General features: G+C 43.5%; 16 protein-coding genes. 1 reads left to right on the forward strand and 15 read right to left on the reverse strand.

Features of this window, described 5'->3' with window-relative positions; translation table 11 throughout:
* Window position 1 precedes the first annotated feature (1 nt).
* Genes bshA through NSQ83_RS11370 form a run of 5 tightly spaced genes read right to left on the reverse strand, consistent with a single transcriptional unit; the run spans window position 2 to window position 3,414 of the window.
* Window positions 2-1,135: an N-acetyl-alpha-D-glucosaminyl L-malate synthase BshA gene (gene bshA / locus NSQ83_RS11350; protein WP_046663450.1), complete on the reverse strand. Its 1,134-nt coding sequence runs from the start codon at window positions 1,133-1,135 to the stop codon at window positions 2-4.
* A complete protein-coding gene (gene bshB1, locus NSQ83_RS11355; RefSeq protein ID WP_015383958.1) occupies window positions 1,132-1,842 on the reverse strand; it encodes a bacillithiol biosynthesis deacetylase BshB1 in 711 nt (236 codons plus the stop codon). Before bshB1 ends, bshA begins: the two co-directional genes overlap by 4 nt.
* Complete coding sequence (gene mgsA, locus NSQ83_RS11360; RefSeq protein ID WP_003230640.1) at window positions 1,835-2,248, reverse strand: methylglyoxal synthase; 414 nt, start codon at window positions 2,246-2,248, stop codon at window positions 1,835-1,837. The genes bshB1 and mgsA overlap by 8 nt, the downstream gene beginning before the upstream one ends.
* 15 nt (window positions 2,249-2,263) lie before the next feature.
* A complete protein-coding gene (gene dapB, locus NSQ83_RS11365; protein WP_038429205.1) occupies window positions 2,264-3,067 on the reverse strand; it encodes a 4-hydroxy-tetrahydrodipicolinate reductase in 804 nt (267 codons plus the stop codon).
* 11 nt (window positions 3,068-3,078) lie between these two features.
* On the reverse strand, window positions 3,079-3,414 hold the full coding sequence (locus tag NSQ83_RS11370; protein WP_004398044.1) for a nucleotide pyrophosphohydrolase: 336 nt from the start codon (window positions 3,412-3,414) through the stop codon (window positions 3,079-3,081).
* A gap of 139 nt (window positions 3,415-3,553) precedes the next feature.
* Between NSQ83_RS11370 and NSQ83_RS11375 the strand changes: the two genes are divergently transcribed.
* Window positions 3,554-4,426 (forward strand): YitT family protein, encoded by an 873-nt coding sequence (locus tag NSQ83_RS11375; protein ID WP_003230635.1) that lies wholly within the window; start codon window positions 3,554-3,556, stop codon window positions 4,424-4,426.
* A 41-nt stretch (window positions 4,427-4,467) separates the two neighbouring features.
* Here NSQ83_RS11375 and ypjB read toward each other — a convergent pair whose 3' ends face one another.
* From ypjB to NSQ83_RS11425, 10 genes are all read right to left on the reverse strand, one after another.
* A complete protein-coding gene (ypjB, locus tag NSQ83_RS11380; RefSeq protein WP_046663456.1) occupies window positions 4,468-5,262 on the reverse strand; it encodes a sporulation protein YpjB in 795 nt (264 codons plus the stop codon).
* A 68-nt stretch (window positions 5,263-5,330) separates the two neighbouring features.
* A complete protein-coding gene (locus NSQ83_RS11385) occupies window positions 5,331-5,924 on the reverse strand; it encodes a DUF1405 domain-containing protein (protein WP_053581891.1) in 594 nt (197 codons plus the stop codon).
* Between the two features lie 110 nt (window positions 5,925-6,034).
* Window positions 6,035-6,802 carry a menaquinol-cytochrome c reductase cytochrome b/c subunit gene (locus NSQ83_RS11390; RefSeq protein WP_003225562.1) on the reverse strand — a complete coding sequence of 256 codons (768 nt, stop codon included), beginning with the start codon at window positions 6,800-6,802 and terminating at the stop codon, window positions 6,035-6,037.
* Window positions 6,803-6,836: 34 nt separating this feature from the next.
* Window positions 6,837-7,511 (reverse strand): menaquinol-cytochrome c reductase cytochrome b subunit, encoded by a 675-nt coding sequence (qcrB, locus tag NSQ83_RS11395; RefSeq protein ID WP_003225560.1) that lies wholly within the window; start codon window positions 7,509-7,511, stop codon window positions 6,837-6,839.
* 1 nt (window position 7,512) lies between these two features.
* The gene (locus tag NSQ83_RS11400) at window positions 7,513-8,016 is read right to left on the reverse strand and encodes a ubiquinol-cytochrome c reductase iron-sulfur subunit (RefSeq protein WP_003230627.1); all 504 of its coding nucleotides are present in this window, start codon (window positions 8,014-8,016) and stop codon (window positions 7,513-7,515) included.
* A gap of 142 nt (window positions 8,017-8,158) precedes the next feature.
* Window positions 8,159-8,605 carry a YpiF family protein gene (locus tag NSQ83_RS11405; RefSeq protein ID WP_128480807.1) on the reverse strand — a complete coding sequence of 149 codons (447 nt, stop codon included), beginning with the start codon at window positions 8,603-8,605 and terminating at the stop codon, window positions 8,159-8,161.
* A gap of 54 nt (window positions 8,606-8,659) precedes the next feature.
* Window positions 8,660-9,199, reverse strand: a complete 540-nt coding sequence (locus tag NSQ83_RS11410) for a ReoY family proteolytic degradation factor (protein ID WP_003225551.1) — start codon at window positions 9,197-9,199, stop codon at window positions 8,660-8,662.
* Between the two features lie 71 nt (window positions 9,200-9,270).
* Window positions 9,271-10,542, reverse strand: coding sequence for a tetratricopeptide repeat protein (locus NSQ83_RS11415; RefSeq protein WP_021481536.1), 1,272 nt, complete (start codon window positions 10,540-10,542; stop codon window positions 9,271-9,273).
* Window positions 10,543-10,876: 334 nt separating this feature from the next.
* On the reverse strand, window positions 10,877-12,163 hold the full coding sequence (gene aroA / locus NSQ83_RS11420) for a 3-phosphoshikimate 1-carboxyvinyltransferase (RefSeq protein ID WP_032722382.1): 1,287 nt from the start codon (window positions 12,161-12,163) through the stop codon (window positions 10,877-10,879).
* A gap of 10 nt (window positions 12,164-12,173) precedes the next feature.
* Window positions 12,174-13,289 carry a prephenate dehydrogenase gene (locus tag NSQ83_RS11425; protein ID WP_046663463.1) on the reverse strand — a complete coding sequence of 372 codons (1,116 nt, stop codon included), beginning with the start codon at window positions 13,287-13,289 and terminating at the stop codon, window positions 12,174-12,176.
* Window positions 13,290-13,303 lie beyond the last annotated feature (14 nt).

Genomic DNA, 13,303 nt, shown 5'->3' on the forward strand with positions numbered 1-13,303 from the left:
ATCACTCCGGTTCTGCTAAATCGGCATAAATCTGTTCATACTGGCTGACAATTTTTTTGGAAGAAAATTCATTTTCAAGCATCTCTATTGCCGCCTTTGTAAAACGATTGCTTAGCTGTTCATCTTCTAAAATGCTCATCGCGCGGGCTGTTGCGGCCCCAACATCACCGACGTCCACCAAAAATCCGCTCACATTGTTTTTAATAACCTCAGGGATACCGCCAATATTTGTTCCGATACAAGGCACTCCGCAAGCCATCGCTTCAAGCAGGACAAGTCCAAAGCTTTCTTTTTCAGATAGCAGCAGCTTCAAATCGCTAATAGAATAAAGCTCTTCAACACGGTCTTGATTTCCAAGCATTAAGACTTGGTCTTCCAAGCCATATTTTCTGATAAGCTCGCAGGCTGTCGATTTCTCCGGACCGTCTCCGACTAAAAGCAGCTTCGCTTTCGTTTTGCCAGCGATATTGCGGAACACACGGATGACATCCTGCACGCGTTTAACTTTTCTGAAGTTGGACACATGGATGACGACTTTTTCATCTGGTAAAATTCCATGTTTCTCTTTAATTACCGCTGTGTTTTTCTTCAGATACACGCGCTCGTCTATAAAGTTATAAATCGTTTCAATTTTTTTCTCCGGTTTAATTAAATCGTATGTTTCAGCCGCAAGCGCTGAGGAGACGGCCGTCACCCTGTCTGATGACTCAATGGCAAAACGGATTAGATCTTTTAGAGACGGATCGTAACCTAACACCGTGATATCCGTGCCATGCAAAGTTGTAACAATGCCGATATTGCGTTTCAGCATTTGTTTTGCAAGATAGGCGCAAACGGCATGCGGGAGAGCATAGTGAGCATGGATAATGTCTAAATTCTCCCGTTCCGCCACCTCTGCGATTTTGCTTGCCAATGTCAAATCATACGGAGGATACTTAAAAACAGCATATTGATTAACCTCAACTTCATGAAAATGAATATTGGAATGATATGTATTCAGTCTAAACGGAATGCTTGATGTGATGAAATGGATTTCATGTCCCTTTTCAGCAAGCTGCTTCCCCAGTTCTGTCGCAATGATACCTGAGCCTCCAACGCTCGGATAGCATGTGATTCCTATTTTTAGTTTTCTCATTGTTCGCCCCCAAGCACATCATGATCAAGCATCAGCATCCGTTTGGAAAAGAAACCTTCGGCATACTCCACGCCCGCTTCTTTACCGTAAAGCTTTTCTCTCGCTTCAACGATTTCAATATACCCATTCGTCAGAGGAGTAGAAACGGAATCCTTTGACGGGATAAACTGGCTTTTGTAGGCGTTGAGGCTTTGTTTCTTTGCCTCTATTGTATCCGAGATATCAATAACAAAATCCGGCTGATGAAAACCATTTATCATATAATAGTAAACCTTGCTGACTTTATGCGCCGGAAGGCTTTTTTCGTCTTTATATTTATGGATTCCGGCGGAAAAGATCGCTTCTTCCACCAGTGCAGCCGCATTGCCGTGATCCGGATGGCGATCCTTTTTATACGGCATAAAAACCGCTTTTGGCCGACAGGTTCTGATGACAGTGACAATTGACCGAATTGCCTGATCACTCATTATTAGGCCGCGGTCTGGAAGCGTTAGCTGAATTCTTTTATCTGCGCCTAATATGCGGGCTGCTTCAGCTGCTTCTTCTTTACGCAAACTGACCGTACCGTTAGAAGAGAGTTCCGCTTCTGTCAAATCGCATATCATTACTTTTTTTTCCTGTTTGACAAACTTCGCTATTGTGCCGCCCATTCCGATCTCGACATCATCACTGTGGGCGCCAAAAGCAAGAACGTCAGCATTATACATTCGGCTCTTCTCCCCGAAGAAGGTCACGGAATTCGAAAACACCTTCATCAAGTGTGCGGACGAGAATTTCCGCAGTACCCATATTTGTGGCGAGCGGAATGGAATACACATCACATAACCGGATTAATGCCGAGACATCCGGTTCATGCGGCTGCGCGGTCAGCGGGTCGCGCAAAAAAATGACAAGATCGAGTGCATTGGCAGCGATCAGTGCACCGATTTGCTGGTCTCCCCCTAAAGGGCCGGATTGAAAACGTTCAATTTGAAGACCTGTCGCCTCATGAATTTTCAACCCTGTGGTTCCGGTTGCATATAGATCATGATTCTTTAAAATATCCCGATAGGCAGTCGTAAATTGAACCATATCCTGTTTTTTCTTGTCATGCGCGATCAAAGCAATTTTCATTGTTTATCCCCCCGTCTAATCAATGATATTTTCTAAACCATACACAAGCTGATCAATCTTCATGACTTGTTCGACTGACAGTTTAACGCCTGACATGAAAGAAGCACGGTTATAAGAATCATGGCGTATCTGAAGCGTTTGGCCATCCATGCCGAACATGACCTCCTGATGCGCGATCAGTCCCGGAAGACGGACGCTGTGCAAGCGAATGCCGTTTTGCTCCGCTCCTCTTGCTCCTGGGAGAATTTCTTTTTCATCCGGATGTCCTTGCTGCTTTTCTTTACGGACTTCTGAAATCATTTCCGCTGTTTTAAGCGCAGTCCCGCTTGGTGCGTCAAGCTTCTGGTCATGATGAAGCTCAATAATCTCAACATCCTCAAAATAGTTGGCAGCCATTTTTGAAAATTTCATCATCAGTATCGCACCGAGCGCAAAATTTGGCGCGATGATGGCTCCGATCCCTTTTTCTTCTGTTAAAGATGTGAGCTCTTTTAAATCAGCTTCTGAGAAACCGGTTGTTCCGACAACTGGACGGACTCCGTGCTCTAATGCAATTTTTGTATGTACTTTTCCGATTTCGGGCGTTGTTAAGTCAATCAAGACATCCGGTTGTGTTTCTGTAAAACAGGCATGGATATCTGTGTAAATGTAAGCATCTGACTCAACAGGCATCACATCAGATAATTTTTGCTGATCGTATGTATGGTCTATGGCCCCGACAAGGTCAAAATGAGGTGTTCGTTCTGCCAATTTAACAGCTTCCTGCCCCATTCTTCCACGCGGTCCCGCAATGACTACTTTAATTGTTTCGTTTGACATCTTGATCTCCTCTACTTTCCTTCTTCTTTTCTGGTCCAGCGATCTTTATCTCTTGTATTAAATTTATGCATGACTCGGTCGTGAGCTTCCTCTAAAGAGATATCAAGAGAGTTGGCTAAACAAACCAATACAAATAGCACATCGCCCATTTCCTCTTCCATGCTTTTATCATCTTCAGTCGCTTTTTTTGGTTTTTCTCCATAACGGTGATTCACTTCTCTGGCAAGCTCGCCCAGTTCTTCAGTCAGCCTCGCCATCATGGCCAGCGGGCTAAAATATCCTTCTTTAAATTGGCCGATGTAACGGTCTACTTCAGCCTGTATGTCTTTCATTGTTTTATCACTCACTGAACGAAACCTCCTATCATCCTCTTACATGTTAGCTAATTCAGATACGTTTGACAAATGTTTAAGCACGTTTGCTGTTTTCTTTTTCATCCACTATAATATAAACGCTATCTAATGGAAGGAAAAGGGGTTTTGTGTGATGCTTGGAGAAATTAGATTAAAAAACATATTTTTTATTTTAATCGGAGCGGCAATTTTTTCATTTGGCTTGGTTCATTTCAATATGCAGAACAATCTGGCTGAGGGCGGTTTTACAGGTATTACACTTTTGCTTTATGCCCTTTTCCACATCAGCCCCTCTATCTCGAACCTGGTGTTGAACATTCCGATTTTTTTTATTGGCTGGCGTTTGCTCGGCAGGACAATGTTTGTTTATACCCTTGTCGGCACTGTAGCCTTGTCTTTGTTCCTCAGCATCTTTCAGCGATATGAAATCCATATGCCTCTTCAGCACGACTTAGCGCTCGCCGCTTTATTTGCCGGCGTATTCATCGGAGCCGGACTGGGTATTATTTTTAAGTTCGGCGGTACGACAGGCGGTGTTGATATCATCGCACGTTTAGTGAATAAGTATTTTGGGATCCCGATGGGCAGAACGATGTTTGCTTTCGATGCCTGCGTCATCATTTTGTCTTTGCTTACTTATCTCTCCTATAAAGAAGCGATGTATACGCTGGTAGCTGTATTTGTAGCGGCAAGATTAATCGATTTTATTCAGGAAGGCGGATACGCTGCTAAAGGCGCTACGATCATCTCTTCGAAAAACGACCTGATTCAGAAAAAGATTCTTGAAGAAATGGAACGGGGCGTCACCATTTTGAAAGGACAAGGTTCCTACACAAAAGAGGATATAGATGTACTTTATTGTGTGGTGCCGAAAAACGAATTGGTGATGCTGAAAAGCGTGATTAACTCCATTGATCCCCATGCCTTTGTAGCGGTAAGCGATGTTCACGATGTGCTCGGAGAAGGATTTACGCTTGATGAAAATAAAAATCCGCTTCCGCGCTGACATGTAATAGAAAAAAGGCGGCTGACCGCCGCCCCTCATCCTTATTTAGGGTAGTCCCTTTTTTTCAGCTTGTTTTTTTCCGCCTTGTACTTTCTGTAACCGACATAGGTAAGAGCAGTAATGATGATACTGCCGGTTGTAATGATCACCCAGAGTAAAGACGGATCGGCATCATCCTCCTCCACCCTGTCAAACACATTTTTCAGGTCATGCTGAAGAAGGGAAAGCCGTTCAAGCTTCGTGCTCTCTGTCATTTGCTGAAATTCCTCTTGCTCAATAACATCTATATGTTTTCCGACAGTTTCAAGCTGATCCTCTGATACATCGATTGTAAGACTGGGGTAAATCAAGTCATATAAACTGATAAATTCATTCCATTTTTCATGAAAGCTTGTGCTTCCATTCTTTTGGACATCTCGCTTCAGTTCAGTAAAAGCTTCCATAATCGGTTTTTCCAGTGAGCCCCAAAGCGGGTCAGACTGATTGTCAACCGCATCCATCAGCATTCTGAACTGCGCGGCTGCTCTGAGTTTTTGTGTGTCTGATGTATCAGCTTGCTTTAAACTCCGAACCATATCATTATAGCCCAATGTGATTTGACGAATTTGGGCTCCCGTTAGCATGGGGTCTTGCTGTTTTTTCTCAGCGGATTTTAATGTTTTTTCAAAATACTCCAAGACTTGAAGCGCCTCTTCATATTTCGCCTGTCGGGTCATTTGAAAGACTGTATCGGATAAATCATTCAATTCCTCGAGGCTTCCCCGCTCTGCAGCCTTGGCATTTCCATTATAAAAAATAAGTGCAATCAACAAACAGATCGTCAGCTTTCGTTTCATGCAGGTCCCTCCCACTCTCTCTCCTTACAGAATATGAAGAAAGGGACAAGGATAGACCAACATTGTCTTTACATCGGCTCAAGCTTCGTTTGCTTTTTTGAGACCACAAGAAAGTAAGCAAGCGCGATTGAAAAGATACTTAGCCAAAATGTTCCGTATCCTATTTCAGTCATATAATCAGAAAGCATAGAGTATTGCGGCATCATATCAAACAAGTAGTCAATGACATCGTTATGCAGTGTCCAGACTGCAACAATTGCAAGATGCCAAAATGAAAAACGAAAATACGGACTGTATAATACGCCTTGAACTGCCATTGCAAAATGCGAAGCAATTAGCATGTAGCCCTCCCACGGCAAGTCACCAGTTACTGCAAGCACAAGAAAATTCATAGCCACCGCCCATAGGCCATACTTTACGAGGGTAACTAGCGCAAGCGCCTCAAAGAACGGAGCATTCCGTTTCATGAGAAAAGCAAGCAGCACAAACAGAAAGAAAAACGTTGCTGTCGGACTGTCCGGAACAAAAATCAGGAAACGTGCCGGTGTCTCCAAAAGCTGCGGCAAGTACCAATAGTAGCCGTAAACCGTTCCCAGAAAATTAATGGCTAAGACAAGAATAAGCATCGGCCGCTGCCCTAATACATATTGAAACCATTTCACATCGAATCAACTCTCAGTCTGTAAAAATAATAAGTCCATATAAAAAAGCTGACGCCGGGTCAGCTTTTGATATTAAAAGTATATCCTTCCATTTGACAATTCACAATACGTTATTTTGCGGTTGTTTCAGAAATAAATTTTGCAAGTTCTTCGAGCTGCTTATCATTTCCTTTGAACACACCCGCCGGCATTTTGCCTTTCCCTTCTACAGCGATTTTTTTGATTTCATCCGGTTTCAGCCCGCTGTCAACCAATGAAGGTCCGGCCGCTCCTCCCTGAAGGTTATCCCCATGGCAAGAAATACAGCCCTGTTCCTTAAAAACCTTATATCCTTCTGCATTGGTGTCAATGTCGGCTTCTTTTGTAATTTTCCCCTGTTCCTCTGCCTTGGCCCAATCATGAGTAGCAACTGACTGCCACGTCAAAAATACAGCAGCGGAAATGGCCAGAAGCATCATACCGACAGCGACCGGACGCTTCCACGGCCTTCTTTCTGTCCCTCTGTCCAGGAATGGAGCCAAAAGCAGGGCCCCAAAAGCGAGACCTGGCATAATCATGGCGCCGACCACTGTAAAGCTTCCAGCGGCGTATTCATACTTCAACAGCTGGTATAAGAAAAGAAAATACCAATCCGGCAGCGGAATATAACCAGTATCAGTCGGGTCCGCCATCCGCTCCAAAGGCGGCTGATGCACAATCGTCAAAACGAGAAAACCGATGAGAAAGACAGCTCCAACCATCCATTCCTTTAACAAGAAATTTGGCCAGAAAGCCTCTGTTTTACCGGGATACTCCGAATAATCCTTCGGTATATTCGGCTTTTTTTCAGCCGGTATCCTTGAGTCGCCTACAAATTTCATCCCTTTGCCCCGGTGCATGTCATCCCCTCCCTTTTATTCGCAGATCAAGAGTTTAAAGCGGTCCTGAAATCCCCTGCTTCCGGATCATAATAAAATGTGCAGCCATCAGCCCGAACAATGCGGCAGGAAGAAAAAATACATGGATCGCAAAAAACCTAGTCAGCGTTTGGGCGCCTACAATATCCGGATGCCCTGCAAGGAGCGTTTTAACTTGCGTTCCGATCAAAGGCGTGGCTTCGGCGATCTGCAGCCCGACTTTTGTTGCAAACAGAGCCTTCATATCCCAAGGAAGCAAGTAGCCTGTAAAGCCAAGACCGAGCATAACAAAAAAGATCAGCACACCGACAATCCAGTTCAGCTCGCGCGGTTTTTTATACGCGCCTTGGAAAAAGACCCTCAGCGTATGTAAAAACATCATCACAATGACCAGGCTCGCACCCCAGTGGTGCATCCCCCTGACAATCTGGCCGAATGCCACTTCATTTTGCAAATAATATACCGATTCCCAGGCATTTTTGATATCAGGCACATAATACATCGTTAAAAACATTCCAGATAATACTTGGATAACGGTTACAAAAAACGTCAGTCCCCCAAAGCAATACACAAACGCAGAGAAATGATGGGCGGGATTCACATGTTCCGGTACTTCGTGATCGGCAATATCCCTCCACATCGGTGTAATATCAAGCCGCTCGTCTACCCAGTCATAAATTTTGTTCAGCATGTCACCCTTCCCCCTTAGGCTTTGCTTTTCCAAGATACAGGAAGCCGTCTTTTACTTCTTGCTCATAATGATCAAGAGGCGCAAGCGGCGGCGTGCCAGGGACATTGGTGCCGTCCTTTTCATAGAGTCCGTAATGGCATGGACAAAAGAATTTATTCGGGTTTTTAGGATCACTATTCCAGTTCACCGTACACCCTAAATGTTTACAAATTGGCGAAAGTGCTACAATTTCATCCCCGTTTTTGAAGACCCAGGCTGATCTTGACTCTTCTGACTCATACCAGGCATCGACTTGATTAATTTTAAAATCAAAGCGCTGCGGCTCTTTTGTCAACTCATCAACGCTGACAACCTGAACCATATCCTGCTTCCCCGTCGATTTTAATACCGGGTCGAGTGCGAAGCGAACCATAGGCATGAGCATACTAGCCGCCATAAAACCACCTACGCCTGTGAGCGTGTAATTCAAAAATTGACGTCTGGATATATCATGTTTTCCGCCCATCTCTTCTCCCCCCTCTAGGTCACCCCTGCAAACTGACTAAAATAGAAAATATTGCAATAACTCTAGACACCCTCATAATATATGAATCTCTCAGCAAGGTCAATATAGCCAAAATATTGTTTATAAGGAAATGTAAGTGTTTTTATGAAGTGCTCCATAACTGTAACAAAACGTTCAAAATTTCAGCAGTGCGTTCATCCAATATTTTTCTTTTTAAAGAGTCATTTAAATGCTCTAATGGAACAGACGGTGTAACAATCATTTTGCCTAACGCCTCCTCAGCTCTCCAACTTTCGTCAGATGTGAGCAGGACAACATGCGGAAATTCCGTTATCAGCTCTTCCCGCAAATCCTTAAGCCCTTGAACGGTTATTTCATTTCTATCAACATATGTATAAGGCGGAAGTAAATATACCCGTCCCTTTAATTGCCTTTCAAGTTCTTCTGAGATCAGCTGCGTAAACTCGCCTTTCTCCGCCGCCATTTTAAAATGGTTATTAACCCTTATGTTAATTAATGGTATGACAGCGGTATCAATGTAATCCTTAGCTTGTAAATAGTCCTTGGCATCAGTGATTCTCCACCTCATCGTTCTCCCCCTTTACGGCAACAAGCCTTGCAATTCACTGCAAGGCTGGTCATATTATGTGAGCTGATTTAATTGGCGCGATAATTGTTCAAATGCCTCTTTATCATGACGATCTAACGCGTCGTCAATGTCTTTTAATAATTTTTCTCTTTGGAATGTGGAAATAGCGTGCTCTAAAATCTGTTCCGCCAATCCCTGATCTTTTTTATTCTCAAAAAGATCTTTCGGAATATGCGGGTTGGACTCCAGCACCGCCGCATATTCAGGTGAGCTGTAAGCCGAACGGAAATTAAGCTGGATAAACAAATCCTGCTGTTTATTTAATCTAATATCATGAAAAGATTTTTCCGCGTCGGTAGTCATGACATTCTCTTTATAGAACCGGAACGGAACTTCTTCAACACAATGTGTTGACATTATAATGCCTCTCGGGCAAAATTCAGCCTGCTCCACAAAATGAACCTTCTCCATGAGAGAATCATGGCTCATTAAGTAGTTCAAGATCCAAACGCACTCTCGGCGCTTTAACTGATAATGGTTTAAAAACCAACGGATAAAATCTTTTTTCTCATTGACAGAAACAGGGGTCTGCATGTAATTCCCTCCTCTATCGTTCGTATAATCTATATACTTATATGTTCCACATGAATGGTTAATATTCCTGCTTATCTAGAAAATTCATCCTCGATTCGCAAAATCGTTTCTTCCAGCTCTTCATTGGCTCCGTCCATTTCAAGAACCTTTTTCAAAAGCGGCAGCGCTTCTTTTTGAAGACCTTCTTCTAATAGGAAGCTTGCGTATTCATATAAGAAATCTCTATCCTCCCGGTAATGAAGATAGGCAGCCTCAAAGGATTGTTTTGCTTCCTCGTATTGCTCTAATTCAGTATATGCGCTTGCAAGATACCAATTGTATTTCGGATCTTCTTCACCGTAGCTTCGAACCTCTTGAATAAGATCAATGATCTGATCATAATCCTCTTCTTTGTGATACACGGCAAGAAGTGTATGAAGCGCCTCGACAAAGCCCGGATCAAGCGCAAGCGCCTCCTGAAGCAGCTTTTTCCCCTCTTCTGACTTCCCGATTTTTAAGGCCATTTTGGCGGCATAAAGGAAAAGTTCTTTGTTATATTCATCATATCTGATCCCCTCTTTTGCCGTTTTTAATGCCTCTTCATACATTCCTTCAGCTTCATAGCTTTTCGAGAGCGGCATATAAAGTGAAGTATAAGATGGATCAAGCTCCTTTAAATCAGACAGCTGCTTAATAGCTGTTTTCACAAGCCCCGCCTGTAAGGCTGTAAAACCATAGCCGAAAATCGTATTAGGATCAGGATTCTCATCAACAGCTTTCTCATACCATGGAATGGCATCCTCAAATTCACCTGAGGCACTTAACGATTCTGCCAGTCTTTGATGGACATTAACGCCTCCGATCTCACTCTGCTCCTCAGCCGTTGTTTTAAAATATTGAACCGCTTTTGCATAGGCTCCCTGAGCAAAGTAAAGTTCTCCCAGTGCAAAATCAATAACAGGTTCATTGTCCAGAATGGACTTTGCCTGTAAAAGCTTTTGTTCACTGACTTCGAATAACCCCTGCATCTGATAAAGATCCGCCATAAGCAGCAAACTTTCCGGATATGATGGATCTGTTTCCGGAATAGTCTCCAGCACAGCGAGGGCTTTTTCTTCTTCGTCAATATCTATTAAAAGTTCAGCGTAGAAATTCGTCAGTTCTGTTTCATTTGGATATAAATCATGTAGATCACTAATCAGTGAAATTGCTTTTTCTACATCGCCCCACTCGTAATAAAGCTGGGCTGCAATGGCTTTATCTTCATCATGCAGCTGTTTTTCAGCCTTCGAGAGTGTGTTGAGGCCTTTTTCTGTTTCACCTGCTTCAACTAATTTTATGGCTTCTTGAATCAATGTATTCAAATCGGACCGGTCCTTTCTTTTCCTATACAACATCAACCATACAAAAAAGCTTTATTTGTTCGGGTTAATCTTATCATAATTCAGACGAATGCCTCCGGCAAATAAGATGCTTCTGTACGGAAGGGAATTATTGAGTCTTATTAGTTTACCAAAAGATCTTGAGATAGAAAATGAAAAAAGGAAGATCGCCCTCTGTACAGTAAAGCAGCTCTTTGACCTGCCGGCTTGTAAGTAAAGCACATCCCCCCTTTTCGTTTTTCTATCCCCTCTATAAGACAAGCTATGTTTTTTTGCCTCAAATTATGATCTGCATAAAAAATCCTGAAGTAAAACTTCAGGATTTTTTCGAAAGCTTATTTAAATGCTCGAAGAAGGTTGGATAAGAAACGTGAATGGCATCCGTGTGCTCGATTTCAATCGGCTCCTCCGTTATACAGGAAGCAATACCAAGCATCATTCCGATTCGATGATCTCCGTGGCTGGACACTGCAGCGCCGCCTTTCAACGTTTGTTTGCCATAAACCTTCATTCCATCTGCTGTCGGTTCAATTTCAGCACCCAGCTTGCGAAGCTCAGAAACAACAGTATCAATACGGTTTGTTTCTTTCACTTTTAGCTCTGCCGCGTCCTTGATAACGGTGGTTCCTTCCGCCTGAGTCGCAAGAAGCGCGATGATAGGGATCTCATCAATTAAACGCGGAATGATATCTCCTCCGATTTCAACTGCCTTTAGAGATGACGTTTCTATAATCAAATCTCCATAAGGCTCTGCACCGCTATCAGCAGATGGTTTGATTTCAAGTTTTGCCCCCATGTTTTGAAGGACATCAATAATACCTGTCCGAGTCGGATTTAAACCTACGTTTTTCAATACAATTCTGCTGTTTGGAACCATCGCGCCAGCAGCAAGGAAAAACGCGGCTGAAGAAATGTCTCCAGGAACAAAAATATCAGCAGCTGTCAGTTTCTGGCCACCAGCAATGGAAACACTCGTTTGATCTTCAGAAAGCTTAACGCCAAAAGCAGAAAGCATCCGCTCAGTATGGTCCCGAGATTTATGGGGCTCTGTGACAGTTGTTGTGCCCTCAGCCTGTAATCCGGCCAGCAAAACAGCAGATTTAATTTGCGCGCTTGCAACAGGTGATACATAATCAATTCCTTTTAATGAAGCGCCGCTCACTGACAGCGGTGTAAACTCTCCGCCGGCTCTGCCGTCGATTTTAGCCCCCATTTTTTTCAAAGGCTCAGTCACACGCTTCATTGGGCGCTTCGCAATGCTCTCATCTCCGGCTACCGCGCTGTAAAAAGGACGGCCCGCCAATATTCCGAGCATCAGGCGAATCGTTGTACCTGAATTTCCGACATCTAAAAGGCTTTCTGGCTCTTTCAGGGCATCGATTCCTTTTCCGTGAATCACGACATCGCTGCCGCTTTGCTCAATGTGAACACCCATTTTTCTAAAGCAATCGATCGTACTCAGACAATCTGCTCCCGGCAGAAAGTTTTTAACTGTTGTTGTGCCTGCCGCTAGCGCGCCAAACATAACAGAGCGGTGAGAAATGGATTTATCACCGGGAATATGTATTTCTCCATGTAAGGTCTGCACCTTTTCTCGTTTCATTTTTTCCACCTCAATCAGCATAAAAAGTTTCATATTCCGCCCGGGCTTCAATGCATTGTTCTGCCCTTTTGCGGTCGTCATCAGACTGAAAACTGATCCTTAAAATCCCGTTAATATCCTCTCGTGTTTCGATAATGCGGATATTCGTGATACTGATGCGCTCCGCAGCTAAGATCGCTGTTATCTCGGATATTACACCCGGATGATCGGGTACATCCACATATAAATCATAAAATGCAGGTATCGCTCCCTTCTGCCGAAGCGGCAGCCCGTCACGATAATCCTTGGCGGTTTTAAAATAACGAAATAGATTTTCCGCATCTTCTTGTTCTACATATGTACGGATCTTGTCAATTTCACGAATCCACTCATCAAAACGGTCTAAGATTTTATCTTTATTATGTAATAAAATATCCCGCCACATTGCCGGGCTGCTTGATGCAATCCTTGTAATATCTCTGAATCCGCCGGCAGCAAAACGTTTAACAAGCGGATACAGGTTTTCCGAATGATGGGTTTGGTGAACAAGACTAGCTGCTACAATATGCGGAAAATGACTGATTACACTTGTAACACCATCATGCTCCTCTGGCGACATTTCCACAAAATGGGCATTCGTCCCCTTCAGCAGGTTTTTTAACTGTTCCACAGCTTGTTTGTCCGTTTTCTGGCCTGGCGTTAAAATATAAAATGCATTTTCAAACAGGAACTCCTTCGCAGCGGCCACTCCTGATTTATGTGAACCCGCCATCGGATGCCCTCCGACAAATTGATAGCGGCTAGGCAGCACTTGATCAGCGTAATCAACCACTTTTTGCTTTGTGCTTCCTACATCCGTAATCAAAAGCTCATGTTCAATTCCTGAATGAGCCAGCTCTTCAAGCATAACCAGTGTTTGTTCGACAGGTGTCGCAATGATTACTGTAGCTGCCTCTTTCGCACCGCTAATAAACGAATCAGCACGATCGTCTATCACACCTAATTTTAATGCCGCTACCGCCTGTTCATCAGAGATGTCGATTCCGATAATCCATTTGCCGGGATGATTTTTTTTGATGGCTAGGGCAATCGAACCGCCTATCAATCCGAGACCGGCGAGCAATATTGTATCTTTCATTTGATTCATACGTCATCACCTGG

This window comes from Bacillus sp. PS217 (assembly GCF_037963535.1).
GTDB classification, from domain to species: Bacteria; Bacillota; Bacilli; order Bacillales; family Bacillaceae; genus Bacillus; species Bacillus subtilis.

What these genes read in the sequence shown, in the direction of transcription:
- mgsA (WP_003230640.1), bottom strand. Translation starts at nt 2,248, where the DNA reads ATGAAAATTGCTTTGATCGCGCATGACAAGAAAAAACAGGATATGGTT.
- dapB (WP_038429205.1), bottom strand. Translation starts at nt 3,067, where the DNA reads ATGTCAAACGAAACAATTAAAGTAGTCATTGCGGGACCGCGTGGAAGA.
- qcrB (WP_003225560.1), bottom strand. Translation starts at nt 7,511, where the DNA reads ATGCTGAACAAAATTTATGACTGGGTAGACGAGCGGCTTGATATTACA.
- bshB1 (WP_015383958.1), bottom strand. Translation starts at nt 1,842, where the DNA reads ATGTATAATGCTGACGTTCTTGCTTTTGGCGCCCACAGTGATGATGTC.
- NSQ83_RS11400 (WP_003230627.1), bottom strand. Translation starts at nt 8,016, where the DNA reads ATGGGCGGAAAACATGATATATCCAGACGTCAATTTTTGAATTACACG.
- NSQ83_RS11375 (WP_003230635.1), top strand. Translation starts at nt 3,554, where the DNA reads ATGCTTGGAGAAATTAGATTAAAAAACATATTTTTTATTTTAATCGGA.
- bshA (WP_046663450.1), bottom strand. Translation starts at nt 1,135, where the DNA reads ATGAGAAAACTAAAAATAGGAATCACATGCTATCCGAGCGTTGGAGGC.
- NSQ83_RS11405 (WP_128480807.1), bottom strand. Translation starts at nt 8,605, where the DNA reads ATGAGGTGGAGAATCACTGATGCCAAGGACTATTTACAAGCTAAGGAT.
- aroA (WP_032722382.1), bottom strand. Translation starts at nt 12,163, where the DNA reads ATGAAACGAGAAAAGGTGCAGACCTTACATGGAGAAATACATATTCCC.
- NSQ83_RS11410 (WP_003225551.1), bottom strand. Translation starts at nt 9,199, where the DNA reads ATGCAGACCCCTGTTTCTGTCAATGAGAAAAAAGATTTTATCCGTTGG.
- NSQ83_RS11390 (WP_003225562.1), bottom strand. Translation starts at nt 6,802, where the DNA reads ATGCACCGGGGCAAAGGGATGAAATTTGTAGGCGACTCAAGGATACCG.
- ypjB (WP_046663456.1), bottom strand. Translation starts at nt 5,262, where the DNA reads ATGAAACGAAAGCTGACGATCTGTTTGTTGATTGCACTTATTTTTTAT.
- NSQ83_RS11425 (WP_046663463.1), bottom strand. Translation starts at nt 13,289, where the DNA reads ATGAATCAAATGAAAGATACAATATTGCTCGCCGGTCTCGGATTGATA.